This window comes from Microbacterium sp. Leaf179, from assembly GCF_001423785.1.
In the GTDB taxonomy this organism is placed as follows: domain Bacteria; phylum Actinomycetota; class Actinomycetes; order Actinomycetales; family Microbacteriaceae; genus Microbacterium.
Window position 1 is genome coordinate 757,768 of record NZ_LMPH01000001.1, and the last position, 26,862, is coordinate 784,629.

A 26,862-nucleotide genomic window follows, 5' to 3' on the forward strand; every position below is an offset into this window, starting at 1 on the left:
AGGCGGCTCGTTCCCGGGGGTCACCCCATGCGTGAAGTTCCGCACGCGTCCCCCGTCATTTCCCGGGCTGGCTCGACGTCTCCGGGCAATGGCCGGTCGTCGTTCCTGGTAAGGCTGCAACCCAACTCAGGTAGCATACCGATCGCGCGACAGGTGCCCGTCGCGCCCGACGCCGGATGACCGACTCGCGGCGTGATCGGATGGAAATGTCACGTCTTGCCACTCGCCGTCTTCGACCCCGTACGGTCGCTTGGATTTTTCTCGGTGCGCTCAGCGCGGTTCTTGTCGCTCTCGCCGCGGCGGTGTCATTCGGTGGTTTCGTGGCGCAGAAAGAGCTGCGTGCGGCCGTACCCATCGTTTCGAAGATGCAGGATCAGTTCGGTTCTGACGACCGGGCGGGGCTCGCCACGTCGATGAACGAGGTGCAGGGGCACGCTGCGGCCGCGCGAGGTGCCGCTGACACCCCGCTGTGGTGGGTCGCCGAGCAGGCCCCTTTCATCGGGCCCTCACTGCACGCCATACGCGAGTCGACGGTAGCCGTGGACGAGCTCGCCCAAGGCGTGCTGCCCGCTCTGATCGACGTCGATCCGGCACTCCTCCGGCCGGCGGGTGGCGCATTCGACGTCGCCGCCCTGTCCGCGCTCGCCGGCCCCGTTTCGCAGGCCGCCGACTCAGGCGAGCTCGCGGCCAATGCTCTTTCGGGCATTGATCTCGCGAACACCCCTGGGATGCTCCGCGGCCCGCTCTCGCAGCTCACCGGCGCCGTGGGGGCGCTGCAGCCGGCGCTCTCTCGCGCGAATGCCCTGATGCCGCATCTGCCGTCGATCATGGGCGAGGACGGCGCGAAGAACTATCTGCTGCTCGTGCAGAACAATGCTGAGGCTCGCGGAACGGGAGGAATTCCGGCCTCCATCGTTCAACTTCGATTCGACGGCGGGAAGATGGACATCGTCCAGCAGGCGACGAGTCGGAGTTTCACGAACAAGCGCGAGACCCCCATTGTCCCGCTTGACGACGAGGTCGTGAAACTCTTCGACGACAAGGTCGGACGCTGGTCGCAGGACATGACCTCAACACCAGACTTCGCCCTGTCGGCCAAACTTGCCGAGGCTTATTGGGCCGAGTCCTTCGGGACCCAGGTGGACGGGGTTATGTCTATCGACCCTGTCGCCCTGTCGTACGTTCTCGGCGCGACAGGACCGGTCAAGCTTCAAACTGGCGACGAGCTCACGAAAGCGAATGCTGTTCAGACTCTGCTGAGCGACGTTTACGCCAGGTATCCGAAGAATGCCGACCAGGACGAGTTTTTCGCCTCCGCTGCGGTTGAGATCTTCGACGCTGTCTCGTCGGGCGATTTCAAGCCGGTCGCCTTCGCACAGGCGATTGTGCAGGCGGTCGACGAGAATCGCGTGTACTTCTACTCGTTCGACGCGGCGACGAGGGACGCCTTCTCCGGCTCACGTCTGCTCGGGCCTCTGCCCACCGACGGGCCAGGCACGGGTACGACGCTCGGAGTCTTCGTGAACGATCTGACTCAATCGAAGTTGAACTTCTACACGTCGATGGCGGCCGAGGTTCAGGTGGATCGCTGTTCCTCGACGCCCAGCTTCACCACTGTGATCACTTTCGCGAACACGCTCGACCAAGCGACGGCGGACGGGCTGGTTCCCTACGTCGACACGGCGAGCAGATACGACAAGGGAACCATAGGCACAGACGTGCAGTTCTACGGACCAAATGGAGCGCGGTTCGTCAACGCTGCTCTCGACGGGGTGGATGTCTCGATCACAACAGGCGAGCACTTGGGCCGGCCTGTGGGACGCATGTGGATCGTGAATCCCATGGGTTCTCAACACACCCTCGCGGTGAAGTTCGAAGGAAGTCCCGGAGACGCGAGTACCTCCGACGTGGCACTCGTCCACACTCCGATGGTGAACCCCGTGAGCACCCGTATCGTGGAGGTCCCCTGCGGCTGAGCGCGTCACGTGGTTCGGGGGCGCCTGTCCCCGTTGTCGCGCTTCGTCTGCCTCAGAGTGCCGCGAAGAGGTACGCGTATCCCGCGAGCAGGCCGAGGTTCATCAGGCCACCGATCGGCGCGAGTACACCGGGCGATCCACGGCGGAGGATGACGGCGACCACGGCGAGCACCAGCCCCAGCACAGCACCCGCCGCGCTCAGCGCAAGTGTGCTGGTCAGCGGGATCGTTTCGACGAAGGCCGCCCAGAGGCGCGCCACCACCGCCAGCTGCACGCCGATCGAGGCGAGGGCGGCGAGCAGCGACAGGGTTCCGAGCACTCGGGGGGCGGTCTTCACGCGCCGAGCCTACCTGAGGGCTCTTCCGCGACCGGAATCGTGCGGGCGGGCGGGAAGACCACGAAGTGGTAGAGGACGAAGCGGACGACGGTGACCCCGGCGATCGAGACGAGGTTGACGAGGTTGAGCCCGATCGGACCGGCATCTCCGTAGATCGCCTCCAACGCCTGCGCTCCAGCCCACACCGCTGCTGCGCCGAGACCCGTGCAGACGGCGTTCACGAGGAGGAAGCGCACCATCTGACGCCCGGCCCCGGTGCGGGAACGGGAACGGAAAGCCCACTCCCGGTTGCCCACGTAGGCGTTGACGAGGGCGATGAGAGAGGCGATGACCTTCGCGGCCACGGGACCGACACCCGCGAGCAGCAGCAGATTGAACGCTGCGATCTCGATCCCGGTGCTGATGGCGCCCACGATCAGGAACCGCACGGACAGAGCGCCCGCGCGCCGAAGATTCTTGGTGCGCCCCACGAGTGTCATACGCTACATGTTCGGGGGAGTAGCCGGGTGAATTCATCCCGGAGGAATGCGGGGATGCCAGGGTGCAGGCGCAAGATCACGTCGCGGTCGTGATACCGGCGTTCAACGAGGCCGAGGCGCTTTCGGCCTTCCTCGCAGAGATCCGCGCCTCGTTCGCGGCCGTCGGCCGTTCTGTCACGCTGATCGTCGTGGACGACGCATCGACCGATGACACGAGCGAGGCTGGATCTGCCTTCGCCGACGTCGTTCGTTCTCCCATCAACCGCGGCCACGGGCCGACCGCCCTCGCCGCCTACGGCGAGGGCCTGCGCAGCGGCGCCGGGGTGATCGTGCACGTCGACGGCGACGGTCAGTTTTATGGCGACGACATCGCGCGCGTCGCGACGGCTCTCGACCGTTCGCGGCATGACGTCGTCCACGGAGTGCGGCGAGGACGCACCGACCCCTGGTTCCGCCGCTGCCTGAGTGCCCTCGTGCGTTTCGCCGTCCTCATCCTCTGCGGTCGTTCCGTCCCCGACGTCAACACCCCGCTGCGGGCTTACCACCCCGACATCCTCGCGCGGCTGGTCGACGGCGTTCCCGCTGACGCTCTCGTCCCGCACGTGCACTTCTCCATCGCGGAAGCGCGGGACCGGCTCCGCGTGGGCTATGTCGCCGTTGCCAGCATCCCCCGCCGAGGCGCGGTCGCGCAGGGGACCATGTGGGGAGCCGGACGTGCGCGTGCGATACTTCCTCCTCGCCGGCTCGTGCGTTTCGCCGGACGGGCCCTCGCCGAGCTCTGGCGCATCGATATCGTCGGCTCCCGTCGAATCTCTCAGCCTTCCACGTCGGTCCGCGGTTGACATGCGGTTGCTGATCGCCGCTACGGGCCTGGGGTTGTGTCTCGCCGTGGTCCTCATGGCGACCTTGTCGCCCACCCCCATCGACCAAGGTTACGAGTCGGCCATTGAGCGAGTGCTCTCGGTTCTGCATCGCAACGGCGTGCCGGGGTGGTTCGGGTACCGCTGGTTCGAGTTCTCGGCGAATGTGCTGATCTTCGTGCCAGTGGGGTTCTTTCTTGCTCTCGTGTTCCCCACCCGATTCCTCTGGTTGTCGGTTCCGGTCATCCCGGCACTGTCGGGCTCGCTCGAGCTGGCGCAGTATTTCGTTCTGCCCGCACGCTTCGCGACCGTCAACGACGTCATCGCGAACTCGCTGGGGGGCTGGCTCGGTGTCGCCGGTGCCGCGATCGTCGTCGTCGCTGTCCACGTCCGTGACCGTCGGATCATCCGAGCGTGGCGGGAACAGAATGTGATCGGCGCACGAGGACCGGTCGCGTGACCCGGTTCATCTCGCGCCCAGGCCTCCTCGCCGCGGCATCCGCTCTGCTCGTCAGCATCGTCGCGTACATGCCGATGGTCCTCAGCGGGCACATCACGCGCGACTCCGGGGTCTTCCTCTATACGGGAATGGTCGTCTCGCGCGGGGGAATGCCATACGCAGACTCCTGGGATCACAAGGGCCCGTTGCTCGCGGCCATCGAAGCCGTGGCCTGGCGACTGGGTGGAGGGATCGTCGGCGCTCCGATTCTCGAGGGAGTGCTGCTCTTCCTGGGACTGGCGTTCGCCGGCATCCTGTGGTCGCGAATTGTCGGATTCGCGGCAGCTCCGGTCGTGCTCATCACCGGTCTCACCTACCTCGGTGTGTTCGAGGGCGGCAACTTCACCGAGACGTGGCTGTTCCCCTTCCAGCTCGTCGCGTACACGGCGGCCGCTTACGTCGCACTCCGGTCTGGACGGGACGCTTCGTCGCGTGCCACCGCCTTGGTCGGCCTCCTGCTCGGTTCGGCCCTGGCCGTCGGCCTCTTCACTCGCATGAACAACGTCGTGGGGCTGGTACTCGTTGTCGTGGCCGGTGCTTTGCTCTTGCGGCGTCGTCTCGTCTTCGTGGCGATCATCGTCGCCGTCATCTCGCTCGTCGGTGCCTGCCTCACGCTCTGGTTATGGACGGGCGACGCCCTTCGCGCCGGTGTCGACCAGTACGTGCGTTACAACTTTTTCTACTCGGGGGGCGCGGGTGGCGGCGACCGGCTGTCGGCGTTCGGAACGCTGGCGCAGATGCTCGTTTCGGGAGCCGTCGTGACGACGGCGCTCGTGATCGTCGGTGCGTGGTTTGTCCGTCGACGGGGAACGGATGCCGAGTCCCGACCGGGCGTCTTCGTCGTCGCCCTGTTCGTGGCAGTCGGCGGAGCGGACGCGCTGTCGCAGATGCTGTCTGGTCGGCCCTACCCGCACTACCTCGTCGTCGCCATCGCCGGCTTCGCGGTCGTCGTCGTGGTGGCCGGTTCGCATCTCGCTCCCCTCGCCATCCTGCGATCCACGCTTGTTCGGCACCGCCTGCCGGGTGTCTGGCGGACGGTGATCGCCGCAGGAGTCGTTCTGCTGGTCTTGGCGAGTTCCTCGGCCGCGACGCTGCAGGGCGCGCGCGTGGTCACCGGTGCGGGAGTGTTCGTCGCCGGTTCCTACCAGGCGCAGCTCGTCGAGCGGGTGAAGGCCGAGACGAGCCCGGACGATCGGGTACTGGTCCACGGCGCCGAGACCTGGATTCTGGCGGCCACAGAACGACTGTCGCCCACCGCCATCACCTATTCGCTCCCGGTGGAGCAGGGGTACGGTGGGCTCCCCGCGCAATACCTGTCCGACGTGATGTCGTTCCCGCCGGCACTCATCGTTGAGTCGCCGAGCTCGTGCGGGATATCCATCGAGTGCGTGCAGGACGAGGCCAAATTCACGGGACTGGCTCCGTTCGTCGCTTCGTCATACACGCTGGAAGGCGATATCGCCGGGTTCCGTTTCTGGCGCCGCAACACAGATTGACCCGAGCCACGAGGCCCGGGTCAATCTGCGTTGCGGCGCTCAGCGCGAGGTTGCTGCGTGCGCGGCGGCGGTGAGGTAGGACGCCACGCGTGCCGCTGCCGGCGCGAGTTCCGCATAAGAGCGTGCGTACGTCTCGTCTGACCGTCGGTAAGGGTCGACGATGTCGAACTCGTCGGGGCTCGCCGGCGGCTGCACTGTTCCGCGCAGGGCCGCTGCCAGAGCCACGCCGGCCCGCATTCCATCCTCGGCGGTCGTAGCCCCCGCATCCGCGACCGCCTGCGCGAGGCGGGGCTCGAGGGCGTCTGCGATCCGCGCCAACTCACGCAATGTGAAGGCTCGACGCATTGCGGCGGGCACCGACTCGACGATGATGCGTCGGTGTTCACGCGACATGGCCACGACGAGGTCTGTCCCGCGGATCATGCCGGCGTCGATCTGACGCGCGCGGTGAGACGACGCATCCACGCCCCCGGCTGCCGCAAGTCGCTGTGCCTGCTCGGGGACGCCGCTCCCGACCAGCGCACCGGTGCCCGCACTTTCGACGCGGACGGCGGCGATAGGTGACAGGGCGTGTGCGAGAAGCAGCTCAGCGACCGGGGATCGGCAGATATTGCCGGTGCACACCGACAGGATCGAGAAGGTCACTTCTCGTCCGCCTGATTCCGGCGCGACCTGCGTTCGCCCTTCACCGACGCGGCAGTCTCATCGGGCGCGCTGTACGAGTACGCACCGTATCCGTAGCTGTCCGGACCCTTCGACGGCAGCATGGTGACGATGACGCCGAAGAGACGACTTCCGATCGCCTGCAACTTATCGACCGCCGCCGTCAGCTGCGGCTTCTTGGTCGTGCCCGACGCGGCGACCATCAGCACGCCGCTGGTGAAGCGAGAGATGACGGCGGCGTCGGTGACGAGCAGCAGCGGCGGAGCGTCGACCAAGACGTAGTCGAATGCATCGGCGAGGGTCTCGAGAGTCCGCTGCATGGCCTGGCTGCCGAGAAGCTCGGAAGGGTTGGGAGGCGTCCGGCCCGAGGGAAGGACGAAGAGTTTGCCGGTGCCCCACTGCTGAAGGACGTCCACCAGCTCGGCGCGTCCGATGAGCACATCGGTCAGCCCTACGCCGCCCTCGATTCCCATGTAGTCGGCAACGCGGGGAAGACGCAGGTCGCCGTCGACGAGGACGACTCGGGCACCCGTCTCCGCGAGCGCGATTGCCAAGTTCGCCGTTGTCGTGGACTTACCCTCGCCGGGCCCGGCGCTGGAGACAACGAATGACCGAGAGGTTCCGTCGACATCGATGAATTGAAGGTTCGTACGGAGGCTGCGGAAAGACTCCGCACGAGGGTTGCGCGGATCCGCGTGGACGATGAGTGGACGCTTTTTGGCATCCGGGTCCAGTGCGATACCTCCGAGAACCGGGGCTTCCGTTGCGGCTTCGATGTCATGCAGAGAGTGGATGCGGGTGTCGAGGACCGATCGCAAGAGGGCCACGCCGAGGCCGAGGGCCAGGCCGAGAACCACACCCACGGCAATGTTGAGCGCGGTGTGGGGCGCAGCCGGCGACGTCGGGACGAGAGCCGGTTCGATTGTCTCGACACGAACAAGGCTCGTGGCTTCGCCTTCCGGCTTCTCTAGCTGATTGACCACCACGTTCGCGAAGTTCGTGCCGACCGAATTTGCGATGGCGGCGGCGAGCTCAGCGTCGGTGTTGGTCACCTTCACCGAGATGATGACCGAGTTGAGAGGTGAAGACGCCTCGACCGATCGGGCGAGCTGCTGAGGCGTCGTGTCGAGGTTGAGGTCGTCGACGACTCGATCCAACACGACGGCGCTATCCACGACGTCGACGAAGCTCACCACGGCTTGACGCGCGAAGTTCGTTCCTTGCGCCAGCTCACTGACCCCAGAGCTGTCCGAGCGCACCGATACATAGAGCTGGGTGTTCGCTTCGTACGAGGGCGTCTGAAGCAGCGAGTACCCGAAGGCTCCGGCTCCTCCGAGAATTGTCAGTGCAAGGATGAGAATCCAGTTGCGGTGAAGGATTCTGAGATAGTCGCGCAGTTCCAAGCCTCGTCCATTCGCCGGTGGGGAGATGAGCGGGTGCCCGGAGGATACGCACGGATTCTCGGGCTATTCTGTCCCGGAGCAATCCGCGCCGTATCCGGCGCCCCCTCGACTACCCTACGACATTCGCAGAACGGCGCCGGAGATGGCGCCCGGGAGACGCCATGAACGATCTCAGAACGCTCTTCGGGCCCGACGCGGACTCCGAACGAAACGCTCGACCGGCGGGGGAAACATCCACCGACACGGCGTCGCTTCGTGCATTGGTTGGAGCGCCGACGGCGGCGGCGCAGTCGCCGTTGAACGACCGATCCATAGGTCTGAGGGCATTGGTGGGCGATTCTGAGGCGCCGCGCGACGAGAGCATGGCGTCGGAGTTGGCCGCACTTGTAGGAGGGACTCGTGCGGCGGCGCGGCCGTCCATCAAGACGGACCTTTCCTCTCTCGTGGGCTCGGGGGGCGTCGCCGCCGAAGGGGCAGGCTGGCAGGCGCCGGAGCTTGCGCAGGTCGGTAAGCGCCCGATGTTCGGTGGCCGTCGCAAAGCGGGCGCCGTCAACTACCTGAGCGTTGCTGCCGCAGTGATTGCAATCGTCGCCCTCGTGGGCACGGCGTCGTTCGCCGTCATTCAGCGAGCGACGGCGAATCCGGCCGATGACGCGATGGTGAGTCTCCGGGAGCGCGAGGCGGAGCTCGCGAATGAGACCAAGACGTTGCAGACGGCGGCTGATTTGTTCAACGCATCCGTTTCGGAGGCGGCCAACCTCGGTCAGGCCAGTGCGTCCGTCTTCATCTCGCTGCAAGGGCGTGTGGACGCGGCGTCCCTCGCGACGGCGGAGGCCTCGCGACTGAATCTGGTTCAGGTGGCAACAGCGGCACAGCCGGTGTCGATGCCGACCTATCAGCGCGGCTCCATCGATGAGAAGGACCTCGCGGACGTCGGAGAGGCGATCGATGGCGTGCGGCTCTCTCGCGAGTCACTGCCCCCTCTGGTGACGCAAGCGCGGGAGGCTCGATCCACGGTGACCGCCGCGCTCACGGCGTTCCGTGGTGAACTGTCCAACCTCGGCTCAGCCATCGAGTCCGAGGCTGCGAAAGCCGTGACGATCAACGACTCCGCATCACAGAGCTTCCGTGCCGCGGTCACCGACGCAGCGGCGCGTGTCAAGGCGGCGCAGCAGGCCGGCGGCGACGGACTGGCGGAGATGCCGGTCTACGCGGCGGCGCTCGACGCGCTCCGCACCGAGAATGCGCGCATCGTGGCCCTCGAGCAGGCGGAGAGGGACGCGGCGCCCACGACTCCCCGCAACCCCGGAAGCGGCTCGAACACCGGTGGCGGAACAAACTCGGGTGGCGGTTCGAACACGGGTGGCGGGAACCAGGGCGGTTCCCCGGACACGGGTACCAATCCCGACCCGGCGCCGTCTCAGCCGGCTCCGGATCCGGATCCGGAGCCGGCTCCCGACCCGACGGAGTCGGAAGAGCCCCCCGTCATCATCGATCCTGAGCCCGCCCCGTCCGGCACCGTCCCGGGTGCCACCTCGTGACGGGCGCACACGAAACGCCGTCGAGGCGTCAGCGCCGCGCCGACGTGGAGCCCGAAGTGGCGCCTTCCGGACGCGGACGTGTGGCGGCGGCCATCGCGGGCTGGACTCTCGGGGCCCTCGGCTTCGCCGTCTGCGCGACCGCCGCGGTCGCCCTCGCCTTCGCGCATCAAGCAGGTGTCGTGCGCACCGACCTTCTCGGCGCCCAGGCCAAGCTCTCGTTCGTCCCGCAGATCGTCGCGAATCGCGACATCGCGGGCCTTAACCAGGTCTCGAACGAAGTGCTCGAGCAGACGAACCGCGCGGATGCCAACTCCTCCGGCCCGCTGTGGGACCTGGCATCCTCGATTCCCCTCGTCAAAGACAACACCGAGGCGGTGCAGAGCCTCACCGCCATGACCCGTGAACTGACCGGGCGCGCTCTTCCGCCGACGGTCGCCCTGCTGTCGGCGTCGGACTTCTCGTCGCTCGCGGTCGAGGGCGGTGGCATCAACCTCGAACCGTTCCGCCAGGCCGAGGGTGCGCTTCCCGAGATCACCGCGGCGTTCACCGACGCCAAGGTCGTCACCGACGGCATCGACCGCACCAATCTGCTCCCGATCGTCACCGAACCCCTCGATCAGGTCGCCCAGATCGTCGACCAGGCGGCACCGTCGCTCACTCTCGTGCAGAAGTACCTGCCGTCCCTTCTGGCTGCGGCGGGCGGCGACGGACCCAAGACGTACCTCGTGTTGTTCCAGAACAACGCCGAGATCCGCGCCACCGGCGGAAACCCCGCGGCGTCGAGCGTGATGGTCGTCGACAACGGACGCATCGAGCTCAAAGAACAGTCCGACTCGATGGCGTTCTACGCGGCAGGGCAGGCGGGGCGCTCGGCGCTCGACCTTCCCGAGAGCACGCTGGCGTTGTACCCCGACACCTTCACGCGCTACTCGCAGGACTTCACGTTCACGCCCGATTTCCCGACGACCGCGCGTCTGTTCGAATCGCTGTGGGATCGCACCGACGGCTCGCAGTTCGACGGTGTGATCTCGATCGACCCCGTCGTGCTCTCACACATGCTCGAGGTGCTCGGCCCCGTCGACCTGCCCACCGGCGAGCAGATCACGGCCGAGAACGCGGTCAAGCTCGTGCTCAGCGACGCGTATCAGCGTTACGGCGACGCGGGTGACAACGGGCGCTCGTCCGACGAGTTCTTCGCCTCGGTGTCGTCGACTGTTTTCTCCCGCCTGTCGGGGGGACAGTGGAATCCCATCGCGATGTTCGACCAGCTCACGCGCAGCGCCCAGGAGCAGCGCATCAACCTGTGGTTCACCGACGAGCAGGCACAGGCCCTCGTGACGGAGGTCGGTCTCGACGGCGGTCTGCGCACGGACAATGCCGCATCGACGCAGGTGGGCATCTATCTGAACGACTTCTCTGTCGGCAAGCTCGAGTACCACCTCGCCACCGAGGTGTTCGCGAGCTGCAATGCCGCGGATCGCACCGTCAACGTCTCGATGAACCTGCGCAACAGCATCACGGATGACATCACGAACGCCTACACGCTGGGTGCGCGTAACGGCACCTACGGCCTGCCGCGGACGACGATGATGCTCGACACCCTGTTCTTCGCGCCCCCGGGAGCCACCATCACCGCGATGGACCCCTCCGACGGTGACATCCCGTCGCTGTCGCGCAGCGGCACCGAGAACGGCAACACCGGTGAGAGCCGGATGGTGACGCTCGGCCAGAACGAGACGCGCACCGTGTCGTACACGGTGCAGCTCCCGGGCGGACCGCTCGGCCCGCTCGACCTTCGTCACACGCCGACGGCGAGTGATACACCGGTGACGGTCGACGCGTCGTGCGACCCGTTCCTGGCGGGTTTCGCGAGCTGACCAGCTATCGTCCGTGCCGCCGGGATGCCAGCGCGTATGGTGGTCGGAGTCGTCGGGTGCGGCTGGTCGTTCTTATGCGCGACAGCTCCTCATTGAAATGTAAGGAAGACATGCCTTCGTTGAAGAAAATCGCGCCGCGTGCGTTGCGCCGATCGTTGAAGCAACTCAAGGTGCGTCTCGATGTTCGCCGGGAGTTCGCTTCGGATCGGCGAAGGTACCTGGCCTCAATGCTTCCCGATGACAAATCCGTCGGCGCAACTCTTTCAGGTATGAATCTGGAAGCGCAGATCACAAAGGATTACCACCGCATCGAGAAGGGGCTCGCGCTCCAGTCTCCGCGCCGCCCGTTCGGCGTTGAGGTGCAGAGGCGACTGGAGCGGCTGATTCCATTGGCGGATCAGACCGCGCCGTTCGTTCAGCATGCGCGAAGCGCGCTCGCCGCTCTTCAAGACTGGAACACCGGTGGAGGGGTTGCGGACGAGATCAGCCCCGTCCGAGACACGTCGCTTGCGCCGCCGCTCCCCGACCCCGCGTCTTTCTTCGCCACACGCCACAGCGTGCGAGATTTCTCCTCACGCGTCGTAGAACCGGCCGTGCTCGAACGCGCCGTCGAGCTTGCGCTCTACTCACCCTCGGTCTGCAATCGGCAGAGTTGGCGCATCCATATCCGCCACGGGGAGCAGGCCCACGAAGTACTCGGGTTCCAGAATGGCAGTGCAGGTTTTCGCGACATCGTTCCCTCCGTCGCCGTGATCACGGTAGACGCACGCGCATTCGCTGGTGCGAAAGAGCGTAATCAAGGATGGATCGACGGCGGGATCTTCGCCATGTCATTCGTGTGGGCTCTGCACGCACTCGGCTTGGACTCGTGCATGCTCAACATGAGCGTGCCCACCGCCAAAGCCGATGCTTTGCGGCGCCACCTCGGTGCGGATCAATCGGAACTGATCATCATGATGGTCGCGATCGGATACGGCAGCGAAGGTCACCGCCGAGCCCGATCCCCACGGCGTGACGTCTCCGCAGTGATCGAGGAACGGCGGGCTGGCTAGCGGCAGCAGGCCTAGCTCGCGCGAACCCAGCCTCCGGTGGTCCACGCAAGCGTGACCGACCGACCAGGTTGGAGGATTCGTTCCGACTCGTCCGTGAGGACAAGGCGGGATGATGTGTCGTCGCTCAGACGCAGTACCCCGCTCTCGGCAGAGCACATGAGCGTCACTAGCTGAGAATTGCGTCTGGGGCGTCCCATTACGACGGACATCGGTGCACGGTTGTCGGACTGAAGCTCCACCAACAGATGAGGATCCGTCGCTCTCCACAGCTGTGGCATCTGGGCGCTCAGGTCACCTCTAAAGCTGTACGCCGCCGACGATTCGACGGGCGTAGTGGGGCTGGCCGGTTGAGTTTCCCACTGGAGTGCGCTGCGGTCATCGACCGCTCCGAGTCCGCTCCGGGGCAGGCCGGAGAAAGAGACCGCCTGCAGACCGACTGTTGGAGGGGAGCCGGTGAAGATCGTTTCCGCCTGCGCGAGAGCGGACGCGCTCATCGTCACCGATACATTTCGCAGAACGATCTGTGCGTTTCGATCGGTACCAGTCGTTGACGCCACCGGTGACCACTTCGCGGAGACATCCGCGCGGAGAACGCAGTTCTCGATCTGCACGTCTGAGGCTTCGTTCTGCACGAAACTGGATCCCTCTTTGTCGCCACTCACGAGGATGGTCGCCCCCGTCATGACAATGGTGGCGTTCCTCGCGCGGACCCCGTTGCGTGCTCCGTCGACCGTGACGCCGGTCACAGTAAGCACGGGGCGCATTTCCAACTCCCCAGCATTCGGATGACCGGTCGGATGGATATCGGCTGCCACGGCGGCTCCGCGGATTGACCGCGCGGTGAACGCCTGCACCACATGACCGAAAGATTGTCCTCCGCGCTTGGCCTCGGTGAAGGCGCGGACACCCATGCCGATGTTCTGGGCCGAGCACCCGATGACACGGTGATTTCGTCCGCGCAGAGAAAATGCGGCAACGTCATCGCCGCCGGCGCTCGCAGTGCAGCCCGAGAACGTGGTCGCTTCACTTGCGTGGTGAGTGTCGAACCCCGCACGCGAGGGCGCCACGGCGTTGCAATCAACAATCGTGTTGCCGTACGAACTGCCGTACCCGTGAGGATTCGTGCTATTCCGGGGGATCGCTGGAGTGTCATCCGTGTAGGCGTGCCGGGCGTGCCGAACGGTACTGTCCTGTACCGTGCCGAACTCGCTGCAGTTATCGAGGACTCCGTACCCGAGCCGGTGGGGTGCGTCGTCTTCCGCGAAAGACACATCGAGCCGTGCGACGTTGAACGCGTAGCAACTCTTCAGATGGACGACTGGTCCGTGTGCGCTAACGCATCGGATGTCTTCTACGAGCGGTGCGAGGAGCCCCGCCAGGTACATCATCGACGCACCGACGACCTTTGCTGAGGGGGATCTACCCTCCAGCGTGAATCCTCTGATTTGTGCCGTTCGACGGCTGGTTTCGACGACCCTCGCGTTGTCAGAATACTTCCCACGAAGAGGCGCAGTCGTCGTGATCTCGTTTCCTCCGCTTGACGCGACGATCGCGTACTCGCCCATCCGCGAGGAGCGACCGTCGGAGGGAGTACGAGATCCGGGTATCGAGTCGTTGGAAAAGACTTTGATGAGCGTGCCCGGCGCCCAACTGACGCTACCGTCGACCACGATCTTGGAGGTTGGTCCGGCCGCGCCGTCGCTCCTCGCAGTCGTACCGAAAGATGTGACGGTCAGCGGCGTCGGCCAGCCCGCCTTCACCGAAATCACCGGTGACGCCCCCGTCTGAATGAGAGTGACCCCGTACCCCGAGAGCCGGAAGGACTCGGTGTCCGCAGTAATAGGGCTGCTCAGCAGGTAAGAGCCGGGGGCGATGACCGCCTCCCATCCGGGCGGAACGGAACTGAGAGCCTCGGTGAGGGCTCGCCCGCATTCTCGCCGTCCGGTCGGATCGATTCCCGGATGGCTGTCGGAAGATATGAGAACGGAATTACCGGCTGAGCCGGACCCCGGGGTGGGAATGGGTGGCCGGGCCGCCAGATTCTCTCGGATGGTGCGGTCGAGGAGGACAGCACCGCCAGCCGCGACCACCCCGCCAGCCAGGAGCTCACGGCGGCTCGGGGAGGCGGGGCGAGGGTCAAGATGGCCCGATTCGCCACCCGCCCGCGATGTCACCGCCGGACCCGCTTGGCCATTCGGAGCACGTCCGCGACGTCTCGTCTGATGCTCGGGATGGCGATGTATGCAAGGACGAGGACGGCGCCCATTGTCGGCACGATGGCGAGAATCTGCCACCAGGGCTCGAGGTTCCACGTCAACCAGATGACGGGCGCAGCGATCAGCAGCATTGCTGTGTACAGAGTCATGGGACGAATCGCCGCCACCACGAGTGGCCGCGGCGCGAGACCCGCCTTAGGCATCGCTCGGAACGTCAGAATCACCCAGTTGAGGAGCAGTCCCGCTGTCATACCGATCGCAACCCCGAATGCACCCCAAGGAACCCCGGCGAACATGAGTGCGATCATGAAGCTTCGGGACAGGAGCGTGTACCTCAGCTGCATACCGGTGAGTGCCCTGGACAAGAACACCCAAAAGTAGACGTAGCCGAGAGTTTGAAAGACGCCACCAATGGCGAGTACCGCGAACAGGCCCTTCGTCTCGTCCCAATCCGGCCCGAGAACGATCTCGACGAGTGGGGAGCACAAAGCCGTGGCCGCGAAGAACACTCCGCCGATGACATACATCTGCAGGAGTTGTGCTTGACGGACGTATCGCTGGAAGGTGGCGTCGTCTTCGATCTTCGAGAGCACGGGAAATGCGACCCTCGTCATCGGCGCGGCGAGCTGCTGCAGGGGCAATCGGTACAGCTGATAGGCCCGACTGTAGAGGCCCAGCTGTTCGACGCCCCAGAACCGGCCGATGAGCACGGAGTCGATGTTGTTGCTCGCGTAGGTGATGAGCTGCACACCGAGGTTGTTCACGCCGAAACTCACGAGAGGTCGGATGCTGGCCTTCCTTGAGGGCCAGGTCGGCGTCCATCGCGAGGCCACCCACAACATCACGAGGAGCAGGAAGGCCGACAGAACCTGCTGGAGAACCAGGGCCCAGTATGTTGACCCCAGTAGGGCGGCCACGATCGCTGCGCTGAAGGAAAGAAGTTGAGCCACGACGTCGGCGATGGCCATAGCTTTGAATCTGAGCGCCTTCGACGCTTCGGCTCGGAACTGAGCGGTCACCGCGTAGAGCAGGAACACGACAGAAAGAACCTGGGCCACGGGGACCAGTTCCGGCCGGCCGTAGAACCAGGAGATGGGGTAGGCGGCGAAGAACACCACCACAGACACCACGAGGCCTACGGCGGTGTTCAGCCAGAACAGGTTCGATTTCTGCTGGTGGGATATCTCTCGCGCCTGGATCGCCGCAGACGAGAGCCCGAAGTCTGCCAGCAGGAGGGCGAGCCCCGTGATGGCGGTGACGAGGGCAACAGTTCCGTAATCCCCGGGGGTCAAGAGCCTGGCGAGGATCATCAGCGCGCCGAACTGGATGGCGAACCTCAAGAACTGAGCCAGCAGTGATTGCGCGGCGCCTCGAGCAGCGGCACCTGCGAGCGAGGTCATGCGACGAGGGTCATTCCTGGCTTGTAGGTCATGCCACTACCGCCCGTGCACCGGGGGCGCCGGCGGATTGGCTGGAAACGAACGGGGCGCCGCCGATACCAGAAACGTTCTGTCGCCGGAGCATCCCAAAACTGAACCCCATGCACAGGAACCAGATCATGAAGATCGACCCGTTCATCAGGCCCCATCCGGTGACGGCAGTGACGAGGGTGCCTGCGGCTGCGGCGATCGCGCCGCGGCCCCAAGCCCCTCTTTCGTCTAGGCGTCGCATTTGCCGGAGGCTGAGGACAAGGAGACAGATGGCGGGCAAGAAGAAGAAGAGTGTGGTCGGTATGCCGAGCTCGGTGGTCTCGAGCAGGAAGACGTTGTGCACACGCCATCCTTGCGCGGTCAAGTTATCAGTTTGGCCGACAACGGGAATGTAATTCCCGGGACCGACGCCCAGCCAAGGGTTCTTCGAGATGGCCTCCAGAGCCACGTCAGTGAAGTGCTGACGTGCGCCACCCTCAGGATCGCCTGTGAAGCGGTCGATGATGGTGCCGGAGAAGATCAGAGCCCCGGCCAGGACGACTGCAGGTACGACGAATCGGGATGCGCGCGCAGAGCGGGCGGGCATGATGATGAACCACACGAGGAGTGCAAGGAGGTAGCCGACGAAGTTGGCCCTGCTCTCCGAGAGCCCCACTGGGACGAGCGCTATCAGAACTGCGAAGTATGCGAGCCTTCGAGTTCGACGGGTCGTCGCGGTCGTGAGTGGGAGGAGGATCGCCATGAAAAGGATCATGACCTTGCCCACGGTCCCCGGGTGACTGAAGGTTCCGCTCGCGCGGCCACCCTCGAGTTCCGCCGTCCGACCCTCGAGCGCGAAGATCGGCACACCACTCGCCTGCAGCACAGTCACGACTACCTGGAACAAGATCACGGCGGTCAGCGCCAGAATCAGCACAGTCTCCTGACGTGTGCCAGGGACGTAATGCTTGGCGAAGTAGTGGCCGATCGCCCACGCGGCGACGCCGACCAGGAGATAGACAACGTTCGTCGCGAGTTGCGGACTGTGTTCCCACTCGAAGATCACGCCGATGGTGAGCAACGTGACGAACGGCACGAAGAGCAGGAAGTTGGGGCGGCCGCTCGCGACAAAGCCCACAACCAGCACTGCCAGAATGGCAACGTCGTATGTCTGGGCCGGCACCCCGAAGATCTCGATGCCAAGAGAGCGCGGCACGAGTGTCATCGCGAAGACGACCCCGATCAACGCCGTCGCCCACCAGCGCAGCGTCCCCAGCATCACGATGAAAACGACCACTGTTAATAATCCGAGAAGGAGAGTCGGCACGATGATCCCTCCCACTCGTCACGGTCACGCGCGTCCACGACGATCGTAGGTCACGGAGAACCTGCGCGCGCGCACTACCCATCCGTCGGCCGGTTCGCGGCGTGAGGATGCCGGTGGCGGGTGGCTTTCTTTGCGCTCGTCTAGAATGAAACACGATCGCGTCGTGTGCCAGATTGTGCGTCGTTGACAGAGATGGGGGCTTCGAGGCGATGGTGAACCCGAGAAAACTAATGGTGTCCGCGGCGGAGCGGGTTCGAGCAGCCGCGTTGAATGCATCCGTGCACGGTGCGCTCCTCGGCCGCCGGCAGGGTCGGTACCACGTTCTGTTCGCAGCTCCCGGCGGAGGAAACATCGGCGACCAGGCGATGGCTGACGTATTTTGCGAGCAGGTCGTCGGCGACGTCCGCGTGCTCCTGGTCAAGCCCGATGCCGTAATCGTCCCGCAGTATGGCGAGGGTTCCCGGCGTGGGGTCGTGATCGAAGGACTGATGTCCCGCAATCCGCTCACTTTCGTCGCCGCATTCGCCCGCCTCGCGCGGCTGCTGCGGGGCGCCTCCAGCTTGTCGGTGACGGGCGCGGACATCATGGACGGCGGCTACAACTCGTTCGCGAGCTTGTTCCGGTGGAGACTTGCGCTGGCCGCTCAGCGGGGTGGTCTGCAGACCCGAATACTTGGCTTCAGTTGGAATGGTCGCGCGTCTCGCCCGGTCTCCCACGCGGCTGCCAGGGCTGCTCGCGCAGGGGTCCGGCTCTATGTTCGCGACCCTCTCAGTCGAGCCCGCATGGCGAAGGCCTCGATCGGTCCGACCTACGAAGCTAGCGACACGGTCTTCGCGCTGGGTCAGCAAGATCGAGACACCGACGTCTACCGCCTTCTTAGCCAGGCTCGAGAAGGCGGCGAGCGCATTGCGCTCGTGAATGCCAGCGCGCTCGTGTCGAAGCGTGTGGACCAGCCCCGGGAGTATCAGGTCGTTCTGAATGCCCTACGCGACAGCGGTTATCTTCCCGTTCTCTTGCCTCACGTCCACCGGGGTCCCGGCGGTGACATGAAGGCTGTTCAGGATGTCGTTGCGGCCACTCCCGACGCTCCGTGGTACGTGGTCGAGGAACTCCTGCGACCGGCGCAGATCCGGGCTCTTCTGTCGCTGACGGACGTTGTCGTCACCGGTCGGATGCACCTCGGCATCATGGCCTTGTCAATGGGAAAGCCAGCATTCATCATCTCGACCCAGGGCAAAGTCGAGGGTCTGGGCGAGCTTTTCGAATGTCCTGAGATCGCGGTCGCGGCCGACTCCGGTCTGGGGAACGTCATCGCTGAGCGCATCGCGGATTCTCCTCTTCTCCATTCGATGGGTCATCGGATTGCTGAGCGCTTGCCCCTCGCCAGCTCGCTGTCGATGCAGAACTTCGAAGGGCTGATCGGAAGGCGATCGGAGCGAGCCCCGGTCGGCGACCCGGATCACATCAATGAGACGTCCCGGGTGTCGGTGATCGTTCCCACGCACAGGCGGGCGTCGTTCCTCCCCGCGTCCATCGGGTCTGTTCTGGCGCAATCGCGACCGCCCGTAGAGATCATCGTCTGCAGTGACGTGGCTGACGAGGACACGGAGAAGGCCGTCGCCGACTTGGCGGCGACGACAGACGTCCCCATCCACTACGTCCACGACCCGGAGACTGTCGGTGGGGCCTCTGCTTCGAGGAACGGTGGAGCGAAGGTTGCTCAAGGAGATGTCCTCGCATTCCTGGACGATGACGACTCTTGGGAGCCTGGCTACCTTCTCGCCGCGATCCAGGCGGGGTCCGCAGCCCGGACGGACATGGCCGTCGTGGCGCGCTGGATGGTCAAGGGGGATACGCGTGTCGAAGCGCCCACCCTCGAACCCAATAAGTCCGCTCAGGATGTCGTCGCGGTGAGTCTGGGGACGACCGGGAGCAATATGGTGCTCACGCGCCGGGCGTTCGATCGCTCAGGCGGTTTCGATGAGTCGATCCCCGTCAAGAACGACACGGACTTTTTCTTCAGGTTCCTGCTCGCAGGACATACTTATGTGTCGGTGTCGGATCGTTTGGCGCTCCAGGTGAAGCACGGTACCGGGCAGCTGACAGGGAACACCGAGCGCAGGGCTGCCGGGACGAAAACCTATATGGCCAAGCATTCAGTACATCTCCGTGCTCGCGACAGGCGTCATCTTCGCCTGTCCTACTTCCGGATCCGGTACCACCTCGCGAAGAACCCCTTGACGAAGTACATGTACCTGGCCATGGCCTTGATCAACTACTCGCCGAAGAAGTACCTGGAGGAACGATCCGTAAGACGGGCGTGGATTGAGCTGGAGGGCGCGGGCAAGTGAGTCGCAATTCATCGAAGCGTCGTAGCGTCGCCATTCTGGGGACCCGTGGGTATCCAAGTTTCTACGGCGGTTTCGAGACCGCCGTCCGTGTTCTGGCGCCCTATCTCGCGGAGAATGACTGGGACGTGACCGTCTACGGTCGTCCCGGAGGGACGGTCGCTCCTGACTTTGCTGTCGATCCCCGTGTTACGTCGCGGGCGACGCGAGGGATCGAGACCAAGTCCCTCAGCACTCTGTCCTACGGATTCACTTCGTCCCTCGATGCGATGAGGCGTCGTCCAGACGTCGCTCTTGTCATGAACGTCGCGAACGGGTACTGGCTGCCGTTGCTCAAGGCAAGGGGAATCCCGACGGTCGTCAACGTCGACGGCATCGAGTGGGAGCGGGACAAGTGGGGGCGTGTCGCTAAGACTGTATTCAGAACCGGTGCCGCTGCGACCGCGCGCTGGGCTGATTCGCTGGTTTTCGACGCCGTCGCGATAGGCGACTATTGGGCGAAGGAGTTCAACAAGAGCGGCGTTTTCATCCCCTACGGGGGTGACATCCCCGGGCCGCTCCCTGTGCCACTGGACATGGAAAGCACACGGTACGTTCTCGCGGTCGCGCGATTCGTTCCTGAGAATACAATCAATGAGTTCTTCGACGCCGTCCCCCTGATCGCCCGCCGGCATCCCGTCGTTATCGTCGGGTCGTCGGGCTACGGGGGAGATTTCGACCAGCGTGCCAAAGCGCTGGCTGAGTCACACGCAAACGTAACGTGGCTCGGCCATGTCCGCGATGACACCCTTCTCCTCGCGCTGTGGCAGCACAGCGGGGTGTACTTTCATGGGCACAGCGTCGGGGGCACCAATCCCGCGCTCGTACAGGCGATGGCCTGCGGAGCGTCGGTGGTGGCCCGCGACACCGTTTTCAATCGAGAAGTACTCTCGCCCTCGGGCGGCGAGTTCGTCCAACCCCAGCCACAGGCGATCGCCGACACCGTAAACGCGCTCATGGACAACCCCGGCGAGCGGGCTCGTCTATCGGGCGTCGTGGCGGCGCGGGCCGCTGAAATGTACTCGTGGGAGCTAGTGAGCGCTTCGTACGAAGCCGAACTCGATCGTGTGAGGCGGAAGTGATCATGGATCAGAGCATTGCGACGTTCCCCATGCATGGGCAGCGCAAATTGTCCAACGAGGGTTATCGCACGAGAGACGGCCACTTCATCGAGTGGTTCGGTCGCCTCCTTTCAGGTCAAGGCCCCGTCGCGGTCCGGTCGCGGCCGGAGCCGCAGGTTCTCCGCCCCGCTTATCGCGCGGGCGCACTCGCGGACAACACTTTCGCCGTCGACAGTTGGAGTTGGCGCGTTCCTGCGAGGGGCCCGCGACAGAGGTGGTGGTGGACCTCTCGCAATTCGTACAGCGCACAGGGCTTGGGCGGATCTGCTCCCGTCGTGATCTGGAATCCCTTCGTCAGCGTGTCGAATGTATGGAACGTTGTCGCTGACGAGAACCGTAAGGTCGCCTTCGACATGCTCGATGACTGGACTGATCACTACGCCTTCAAGGCCATCGAAGGCGAGGTCCGGCTTGCGTATCAACGACTGTTCGACCGCGTTGACGTGGTTACCGCGAACTCCGAGGCCACCTTGGCGACCGCACAAGCGTTCGGTAGGTCCGACGCGCAACTGGTTACTAACGGCTGCGACCCAGAGCGATTCCCGACAGAGTCGCTTGCCAAGGGCCCGACAACGGTCGGTTATGTTGGCAAGATCGGAAAGCGTGTCGACCTCGATTTGGTCCTTCGCGTAGCGGCGGCATTCCCGCAAATCTCGTTCACCTTTGCGGGTCCGATTCTCGATAGGGAGTACGAGGCGCCTCTCCGCTCGCAAAGCAACATTCGTTTGCTGGGCGACGTGCATTATGACCGAGTTCCCGCGCTGCTCCAGACTTTCGACGTCGGATGGGTGCCGCACCGCGTAGGTGAGGGCGAGGTCGGCGGAGACGTCATCAAGACCTACGAGTACAGGGCTGCGGGACTGCCTGTCGTGACGACGCCCGTGCTCGGGGCCAATGACCGCGGTTTGACGGGTGTGCGCGTCGCTGACAGGGATTCGCAGGAAGCTGTCTTCGCTACCTTGATCGCAGGCGGCGCCCGCGTTCCGCGCGAGACGACAACGATTCCTTCAGGAACCACATGGCGCTGCAAGGCCGTCTCTCTTCTCGATCGGCTCGGCGTTGAGCACTCCTGAGCCCGTCGCGATTTGCGTCGCGACATATCAGCGACCCGAACAATTGCGCACTCTCCTCGAATCACTCCAAGACCTCATCGCTCCGGGGCCGTTTCGCGTGTACGTGGTCGACAACGACGCGGCTGGGACCGCAGAGCGGGTAGCGAGCGAGTCGATTCTTGACGTGGTCTATCTGCAAGAGCCCACCCCCGGCATCGTGGCGGCTCGAAACGCGGCGCTGATGAACTCCACGGAGCCGCTCCTCGCCTTCATCGATGATGACGAGTATCCAGATGCCTCCTGGTTGGCTACTCTCCGGGCTTGTATGGACTCCAGCGACGCGGATGCGGTCTGGGGTCCGGTGGTGTCCGTTTTCCCGGCCGAGACCCCGGAGTGGGTTCACGAAGGCGGGTTCTTCAGCAGGTCGAGATACCCGACGGGCACCGTTTTCGATCAAGCCGCGACGAATAACGTGCTTGTTCGTCGGACGGCGGTGGAGCAACTAGAGCTCCCTCGGTTCGATGAACGGTTCTCGGCGAGCGGTGGCAGTGACTCCCATCTCTTTCACCGCATCCATAACAAGGGCGGCAAGATCGTGTGGTGCGACGAGGCGATCGTCTACGAAGACGTTCCTCTCAGTCGCATGAGCGTCGCTTGGCTGCGTCAGCGCGCCCGGCGCACGGGAAACGTGCGAGGTCGACTTCTGGTGGAAGACGGTCATCGTCTCAGAGCGTGGATCGAAGGCTCCGCACGGCTGGCAGTTGGATTCCTGCGAATGTCAGCGGATCGGGTTCGACGAGTTCCCGTCCACAGTGCCTCACTCAATACGTGGATGCGGGGATGGGGTGTTCTCGATGCGGCGCGGGGACGCGTGGTGATCGAGTACCGACGCCCGCAAGGAGATCAATCATGAAGGCATTCATCGCCGCCCACGGGCAGGCGGACAATCTGGGCGATTCGGTACTGCGTCGGGCGATGCTCGACGTGTTCATCCACCCTGGAATCAAGCGCCACGTACTCGTCGGCCAGAGCGTGGGCGACTATGCGGCGGGCCTAGGCCTGATCGACGGCGACGAAGTGTACGAGTCCAGGGGGAGTTGGCAGCGGGCAGCTCTCTCCGCAGGCGTGTCGAGCCGGGTTGGTTTTGTCACCAACGCGGGAGAGGTCCAGCTCAACAGGAGACGCACCAAGATTGCTGTCGTTGACATCCCTACCGCGGCCATTGTGCGCGTGCGCGGGGGAGTGCCCATCCAGACCGGTATGGCCTTCCGCGAGCCACGCGGTTCCTTTCCCTGGCAGATAGCGGTCGTCTCGCGGCTCAGCAAGATCGCGACGTGGCGGGATCTACCGAGCCGCGACTTTGGGGGAACCGGCGAAGTGACACCGGACTGGGCGTTCGCCCTGAAGGGATCGGGCGAGGCCTCCGTGAGGAGAGACCTCCTCGTCGTGACCATGCGCGGCGACCGCCCTGAACCAACACCGGCATTCCTCGAGTCGGTGACGGCTCTCGCCCAGGCCAAGGGCCTGCGTCCCGTCGTGATTAATCAGGTTGTGAGGGACAAGGCACGATCGACTGCGATCGCCGACGCGCTGGGTGTGGAGTTCATCGCTCCCTGGTCCGGCGGTCCGCATCGAGAATTCGAGCGCGTCATCCGGGACGTCTATGCGCGCGCCGCAGTCGTGATGAGCGACCGACTGCACGCCCTTGTGATCGGGCTGACCGAGGGAGCGATACCCATCGGTACCACGAGCGGTTCGTCCGAAAAGCTTGACCGTACTTTCGCTGCCGCCGGGATTTACGATGTCTCCTTCGACTATCGCGATCTTGACGCGAACGCGATCGTGAGGCGTGGGCTGGCCACCGTCGATCGTGGCGAGGAATTGATTTCGGCGGCAGCGAACGCTCGGCTTCGCCTTGAGGAGCTCGGCCAGAGGGTACGCGCCGCGCTCGTCACCCGGTAGCGGGCCGGCTCTTGGGGACGAGACTCCGATACAGGGACGCATACTGTTCCCCTACGGCCGACCAGGACCGGCCTCGGAGCGCGCGCGCCCCTTCGCGAAGGGGCGCGGAGGACGCGAACTGCTCCACGGCCGCACTCAGGATCGCGGGGGTCAGATCGCCGTCATAGGTCTGCACCCATTGCGGTCCGGACTCGGCCATGAGGTCGTTCATGGTTGCTGACGAGGGTACGAGGATGGGAGTTCCGCAGCTCAAGGAGAGCAACGCGGCGCCGGAGTTGTACATGCGCCGATACGGCAGCACGACGAACCCACTCTCACGGATCTGAGCCACGAGCTCTTCGTACTCGAGCAGTTCGCCACGGAACTCCACCCCTGTCGCGCTTGCGCCCACGCGCTCGTCGACTGCGCGTCCATACTCGGGGTCCACCGGGCGTCCCATAACCGCAAGGCGTACGCGCTCGTCCACATGGCGGAGGGCATCGAACGCGTCGAGGAGTTGCTCGATGCCCTTATACGGGCGTAGAAGGCCGAACAGGAGCATGCGGTGTGGGTCGCGTTCCACCTGCACGTCGCCCATAAGTCGATCAGCGACCTGGCTGTAATCGCCGAACGGAATGAAGGCCGCCCCTCGTTCGTCGGGGGTGACCGATGGGTAGAGGTAGACCCGTCGAGCCGTAGCCCGTTCCCACCATCTCAGCAGAAGGGATTCAAGATGCTTCCCGCGCTCGTGCGGAGATTCATTATGTACGGTCCACACTGCGGGCTTCCGTCCGAACTGAATCCGAAGCAGCAATAGCGCGAAGAGAACGTACTTCAGCCAGCGGCGCGTGCGCGTGGAGGCGCGAATCGCCGATTCGGGCCAATGCAGATGTATGACGTCCCACTTGCCTATCAGGGCACGCCTCCAAGAGAACTTGACGACGTTGATGTCGTCGGGCAGCGCATCGACCAGCGCGTAGATCGGCGCGCGTGGATTGGTACCCTTCGACGGGCGCATGAGGACGTCGACAGATGGCCGGTAATCTTCCTGATGCGTACTCTTCACCACACCACTTTAACGACCCGTGGCTTCCATCTCAGGCGAGCTGCTGCCATATCCTGCCTGTCCAGACGAGCGACATCATGGAATTCGGAGTCATGCGGCGGTTGGCCCCACCTCGGAGGCTCGTCAAATAAGCGGCACCGTGTCGGACGGTCACCGTCGCCGAGCTCTCGCCCGAATTGACGACGTACAAGATCTGACCCGGAACGGCGCTCGCCACGAGGGCAGGCACGGTGCGCCCATCGGTTACGGTGCACAGAAGAATGATCTGCGGATCACCGGCACGATAGATGAGTCGAACCGTCTCGCTGTTGCTGACCTCATCCTGCCGGCGCGTAATCAATCGCGACGCTTGAGTCTTCGCCGTCCAATCGATGGTCGACCCTCGCGCGAACCCGACCGATGGCGTCGCGAGAGGCTCGCTCAGACGGACGTTTCTCACGGTCACCGTCACGGAGGACTCTCCCACCGCCACGCCCTGGACCCGCGCGGCGTCGCCGTCCCGCCATCGCAATTCAATCCCGTCGGCCACCATCTCGCCGGACTGACGACTCTGGAAGCCTCGCAGAGATGATCCCGAAGTGACGTTCTGCAGATCGATTGTCCAATCTCGCGCGCGCACAATACTGTTGCTCAGGATTGCTCCATTCGCGACGTCGTCCACCTGCTCGCGGGCCGTCGCGTGGAACCCGTCGACGTCGAGGACGATGTTGTTCGCCTGGAGAAATGGCATTGCGGAACCGCGGAGGGTGATGTTTCGCAGAAGCACATCCCTTGTCTCGCGACGGTTGTATTGCGAATGTGACGACGATGTCCGGGGGATGATCCGGATCCCGGTGCCGGTCAGACCGTCGCCGTGGAAGTCCGTGATCCGGTGTCCCCATGAGGCGTCAGCGCCGCTCGACTCGGTAATAACCTGGGCGCCCGTCGTGCATCGAACGGCCGCGCAGCTCTTGACCACATGTTTGCGCCCGCGGAGCGAGAACCCTTCACGGCTGTCGACGGCGATACAGTTGTCGAAGGTCACGAACTCGGAGCACGAGTGAGTATCGAAGGCTGCGGCGGATGCGCCGTGGCAGACCGAGTCGATGACGCGGGTTCCGTATGTCGCGCCGTAGAGGACAACGGACGAGTTTGCGGCGATCCGCGGTGTGTCATCGGAATATGCGTGGCGCACCCGCCGAGCATGCAGATTTCGGACCACCCCGTACGCACTCGAGTTGTCCAGGATTCCGTATCCGAACTGGCCGGCGGACGGATTGTCGACCGCACGATCAATCTGGACGTTCTCTATGTCGTAGGCGTAGCACCCGCGCATGAGAATGGCCGTCGCCGTCGAAACTCGCACGTGAATGTCGCGCACCGCGGGTCGCATGAGCGCGGACAACACGATCGTTGTCCCGCCCCAGCCAGCGTTGACGCCACTGGCGTCGGTGTCGACACGAAAACCTTCGAAACGGACGGGGACGTCCCGTAGCCGAGCAGCCCGAATGTTCGAAGTGAACTTGCCGTTCGGAGTACCCACCAGGATGGCCGAGTTCCCCGAGGTGCGATCAACGACCATGAAGTCGCCTACGCGCGACTTGTTGCTCGAGTCCTGTCTCACCTCAGGGATCTCATCGTCGGCAAAGACTTTGACGACGTCTCCACGCGACCATCCAGTAGCGGACGACATCGCCAACTGCACTCCGGGCTGTTGGCCACCGCCGAGCTCCACGGAGACCGGCGAGATTGAGGTCACGCGAATCGGGTCGTCGTAGACGCCCGTGAGAAGCACGGCAGATGAGGTCGGGTGCGCACGAACCAAGGTCGCCTCGTGACCGATGAGGCTGATGCTTTTACCCTCGTTCGAGAGAGTCGATGCGAGGCGGTACGTTCCCGCGGGTACGATCACGGTGCCGCCGTCCGGGCAAGCCGCGATCGCGGCCTTGAGGGCGGGAGCGGAGTCCCCGGCACCGCTCGGGTCTAGGCCCGGAAATCGTTCCGGAGTCGCGACGACTGCAATCTGATCTACCGTCTCGGCCTCGACCGCCGCCAGATCTGCTGCGGTGAGGGCTACCCGTCCGGCTTTCCCGTTTATGGACGAGACTGACCCGCTATCGGCTCTTGCGCGAGTGGGGAACGTGAGCGCGCCCACGCTGAGACCCCCGGCTGCTGCCATCC

21 protein-coding genes are annotated in these 26,862 nt (G+C 64.5%); 12 read left to right on the forward strand and 9 right to left on the reverse strand.

Annotation, left to right across the window (positions count from 1 at the left end):
• Nucleotides 1–320 precede the first annotated feature (320 nt).
• Nucleotides 321–1,976 carry a DUF4012 domain-containing protein gene (locus ASF96_RS03445; protein WP_162239388.1) on the forward strand — a complete coding sequence of 552 codons (1,656 nt, stop codon included), beginning with the start codon at nucleotides 321–323 and terminating at the stop codon, nucleotides 1,974–1,976.
• A 52-nt stretch (nucleotides 1,977–2,028) separates the two neighbouring features.
• Here ASF96_RS03445 and ASF96_RS03450 read toward each other — a convergent pair whose 3' ends face one another.
• The gene (locus tag ASF96_RS03450; protein ID WP_055935979.1) at nucleotides 2,029–2,313 is read right to left on the reverse strand and encodes a hypothetical protein; all 285 of its coding nucleotides are present in this window, start codon (nucleotides 2,311–2,313) and stop codon (nucleotides 2,029–2,031) included.
• A complete protein-coding gene (locus tag ASF96_RS03455) occupies nucleotides 2,310–2,792 on the reverse strand; it encodes a GtrA family protein (RefSeq protein WP_055935984.1) in 483 nt (160 codons plus the stop codon). The genes ASF96_RS03450 and ASF96_RS03455 overlap by 4 nt, the downstream gene beginning before the upstream one ends.
• A gap of 62 nt (nucleotides 2,793–2,854) precedes the next feature.
• On the opposite strand from ASF96_RS03455, the gene ASF96_RS03460 reads away from it, so the two are divergent.
• The 3 genes from ASF96_RS03460 to ASF96_RS03470 are packed head-to-tail and all read left to right on the forward strand — an operon-like array spanning nucleotide 2,855 to nucleotide 5,647.
• Nucleotides 2,855–3,634, forward strand: a complete 780-nt coding sequence (locus ASF96_RS03460) for a glycosyltransferase family 2 protein (RefSeq protein WP_055935987.1) — start codon at nucleotides 2,855–2,857, stop codon at nucleotides 3,632–3,634.
• A gap of 1 nt (nucleotide 3,635) precedes the next feature.
• On the forward strand, nucleotides 3,636–4,112 hold the full coding sequence (locus ASF96_RS03465; RefSeq protein ID WP_055935989.1) for a VanZ family protein: 477 nt from the start codon (nucleotides 3,636–3,638) through the stop codon (nucleotides 4,110–4,112).
• Complete coding sequence (locus tag ASF96_RS03470) at nucleotides 4,109–5,647, forward strand: hypothetical protein (RefSeq protein ID WP_055935992.1); 1,539 nt, start codon at nucleotides 4,109–4,111, stop codon at nucleotides 5,645–5,647. Before ASF96_RS03465 ends, ASF96_RS03470 begins: the two co-directional genes overlap by 4 nt.
• A 39-nt stretch (nucleotides 5,648–5,686) precedes the next feature.
• Here the strand turns inward: ASF96_RS03470 and ASF96_RS03475 are convergent, their stop codons facing one another.
• The gene (locus ASF96_RS03475; protein ID WP_055935995.1) at nucleotides 5,687–6,292 is read right to left on the reverse strand and encodes an arsenate reductase/protein-tyrosine-phosphatase family protein; all 606 of its coding nucleotides are present in this window, start codon (nucleotides 6,290–6,292) and stop codon (nucleotides 5,687–5,689) included.
• Nucleotides 6,289–7,713 carry a polysaccharide biosynthesis tyrosine autokinase gene (locus ASF96_RS03480; RefSeq protein WP_055935998.1) on the reverse strand — a complete coding sequence of 475 codons (1,425 nt, stop codon included), beginning with the start codon at nucleotides 7,711–7,713 and terminating at the stop codon, nucleotides 6,289–6,291. Before ASF96_RS03480 ends, ASF96_RS03475 begins: the two co-directional genes overlap by 4 nt.
• A gap of 161 nt (nucleotides 7,714–7,874) precedes the next feature.
• Here ASF96_RS03480 and ASF96_RS03485 point away from each other — a divergent pair, with 161 nt between their 5' ends.
• The 3 genes from ASF96_RS03485 (at nucleotide 7,875) to ASF96_RS03495 (ending at nucleotide 12,183) form a co-directional block, all read left to right on the forward strand.
• Complete coding sequence (locus ASF96_RS03485) at nucleotides 7,875–9,254, forward strand: hypothetical protein (protein WP_156458698.1); 1,380 nt, start codon at nucleotides 7,875–7,877, stop codon at nucleotides 9,252–9,254.
• Nucleotides 9,255–9,310: 56 nt separating this feature from the next.
• Nucleotides 9,311–11,131, forward strand: a complete 1,821-nt coding sequence (locus ASF96_RS03490) for a DUF4012 domain-containing protein (RefSeq protein WP_156458699.1) — start codon at nucleotides 9,311–9,313, stop codon at nucleotides 11,129–11,131.
• Between the two features lie 110 nt (nucleotides 11,132–11,241).
• The gene (locus tag ASF96_RS03495; protein WP_162239389.1) at nucleotides 11,242–12,183 is read left to right on the forward strand and encodes a nitroreductase family protein; all 942 of its coding nucleotides are present in this window, start codon (nucleotides 11,242–11,244) and stop codon (nucleotides 12,181–12,183) included.
• An 11-nt stretch (nucleotides 12,184–12,194) separates the two neighbouring features.
• On the opposite strand, the gene ASF96_RS16715 is transcribed toward ASF96_RS03495, so the two are convergent.
• The 3 genes from ASF96_RS16715 to ASF96_RS03510 form a co-directional block, all read right to left on the reverse strand.
• Nucleotides 12,195–13,853: a hypothetical protein gene (locus ASF96_RS16715; RefSeq protein WP_162239390.1), complete on the reverse strand. Its 1,659-nt coding sequence runs from the start codon at nucleotides 13,851–13,853 to the stop codon at nucleotides 12,195–12,197.
• Between the two features lie 500 nt (nucleotides 13,854–14,353).
• Nucleotides 14,354–15,799, reverse strand: a complete 1,446-nt coding sequence (locus ASF96_RS03505) for a lipopolysaccharide biosynthesis protein (RefSeq protein ID WP_055936014.1) — start codon at nucleotides 15,797–15,799, stop codon at nucleotides 14,354–14,356.
• A 28-nt stretch (nucleotides 15,800–15,827) separates the two neighbouring features.
• Nucleotides 15,828–17,105 carry an O-antigen ligase family protein gene (locus tag ASF96_RS03510; protein ID WP_055936018.1) on the reverse strand — a complete coding sequence of 426 codons (1,278 nt, stop codon included), beginning with the start codon at nucleotides 17,103–17,105 and terminating at the stop codon, nucleotides 15,828–15,830.
• A 308-nt stretch (nucleotides 17,106–17,413) separates the two neighbouring features.
• Here ASF96_RS03510 and ASF96_RS03515 point away from each other — a divergent pair, with 308 nt between their 5' ends.
• The 5 genes from ASF96_RS03515 to ASF96_RS03530 all read left to right on the forward strand — a co-directional run bounded on the left by ASF96_RS03515 (nucleotide 17,414) and on the right by ASF96_RS03530 (nucleotide 23,657).
• Nucleotides 17,414–19,486, forward strand: a complete 2,073-nt coding sequence (locus ASF96_RS03515) for a glycosyltransferase (RefSeq protein WP_162239392.1) — start codon at nucleotides 17,414–17,416, stop codon at nucleotides 19,484–19,486.
• Nucleotides 19,483–20,604 carry a glycosyltransferase gene (locus ASF96_RS03520; protein ID WP_055936024.1) on the forward strand — a complete coding sequence of 374 codons (1,122 nt, stop codon included), beginning with the start codon at nucleotides 19,483–19,485 and terminating at the stop codon, nucleotides 20,602–20,604. Before ASF96_RS03515 ends, ASF96_RS03520 begins: the two co-directional genes overlap by 4 nt.
• Before the next feature lie 314 nt (nucleotides 20,605–20,918).
• Nucleotides 20,919–21,716, forward strand: coding sequence for a glycosyltransferase (locus ASF96_RS03525; protein WP_200934062.1), 798 nt, complete (start codon nucleotides 20,919–20,921; stop codon nucleotides 21,714–21,716).
• Nucleotides 21,703–22,608, forward strand: coding sequence for a glycosyltransferase family 2 protein (locus ASF96_RS16360; RefSeq protein WP_162239393.1), 906 nt, complete (start codon nucleotides 21,703–21,705; stop codon nucleotides 22,606–22,608). The genes ASF96_RS03525 and ASF96_RS16360 overlap by 14 nt, the downstream gene beginning before the upstream one ends.
• The gene (locus tag ASF96_RS03530) at nucleotides 22,605–23,657 is read left to right on the forward strand and encodes a hypothetical protein (RefSeq protein WP_055936026.1); all 1,053 of its coding nucleotides are present in this window, start codon (nucleotides 22,605–22,607) and stop codon (nucleotides 23,655–23,657) included. The genes ASF96_RS16360 and ASF96_RS03530 overlap by 4 nt, the downstream gene beginning before the upstream one ends.
• Here ASF96_RS03530 and ASF96_RS16365 read toward each other — a convergent pair.
• The gene (locus ASF96_RS16365) at nucleotides 23,647–24,702 is read right to left on the reverse strand and encodes a glycosyltransferase (RefSeq protein ID WP_156458702.1); all 1,056 of its coding nucleotides are present in this window, start codon (nucleotides 24,700–24,702) and stop codon (nucleotides 23,647–23,649) included. The genes ASF96_RS03530 and ASF96_RS16365 overlap by 11 nt on opposite strands.
• Before the next feature lie 31 nt (nucleotides 24,703–24,733).
• Nucleotides 24,734–26,836, reverse strand: coding sequence for a hypothetical protein (locus ASF96_RS03540; RefSeq protein ID WP_156458703.1), 2,103 nt, complete (start codon nucleotides 26,834–26,836; stop codon nucleotides 24,734–24,736).
• Between the last annotated feature and the right edge of the window lie 26 nt (nucleotides 26,837–26,862).

Excerpts from the sequence above, each read along its gene's own strand:
- ASF96_RS03455 (WP_055935984.1), bottom strand. The coding sequence starts at position 2,792 with ATGACACTCGTGGGGCGCACCAAGAATCTTCGGCGCGCGGGCGCTCTG.
- ASF96_RS03465 (WP_055935989.1), top strand. The coding sequence starts at position 3,636 with ATGCGGTTGCTGATCGCCGCTACGGGCCTGGGGTTGTGTCTCGCCGTG.
- ASF96_RS03485 (WP_156458698.1), top strand. The coding sequence starts at position 7,875 with ATGAACGATCTCAGAACGCTCTTCGGGCCCGACGCGGACTCCGAACGA.
- ASF96_RS03495 (WP_162239389.1), top strand. The coding sequence starts at position 11,242 with ATGCCTTCGTTGAAGAAAATCGCGCCGCGTGCGTTGCGCCGATCGTTG.
- ASF96_RS03505 (WP_055936014.1), bottom strand. The coding sequence starts at position 15,799 with ATGACCTCGCTCGCAGGTGCCGCTGCTCGAGGCGCCGCGCAATCACTG.
- ASF96_RS03530 (WP_055936026.1), top strand. The coding sequence starts at position 22,605 with ATGAAGGCATTCATCGCCGCCCACGGGCAGGCGGACAATCTGGGCGAT.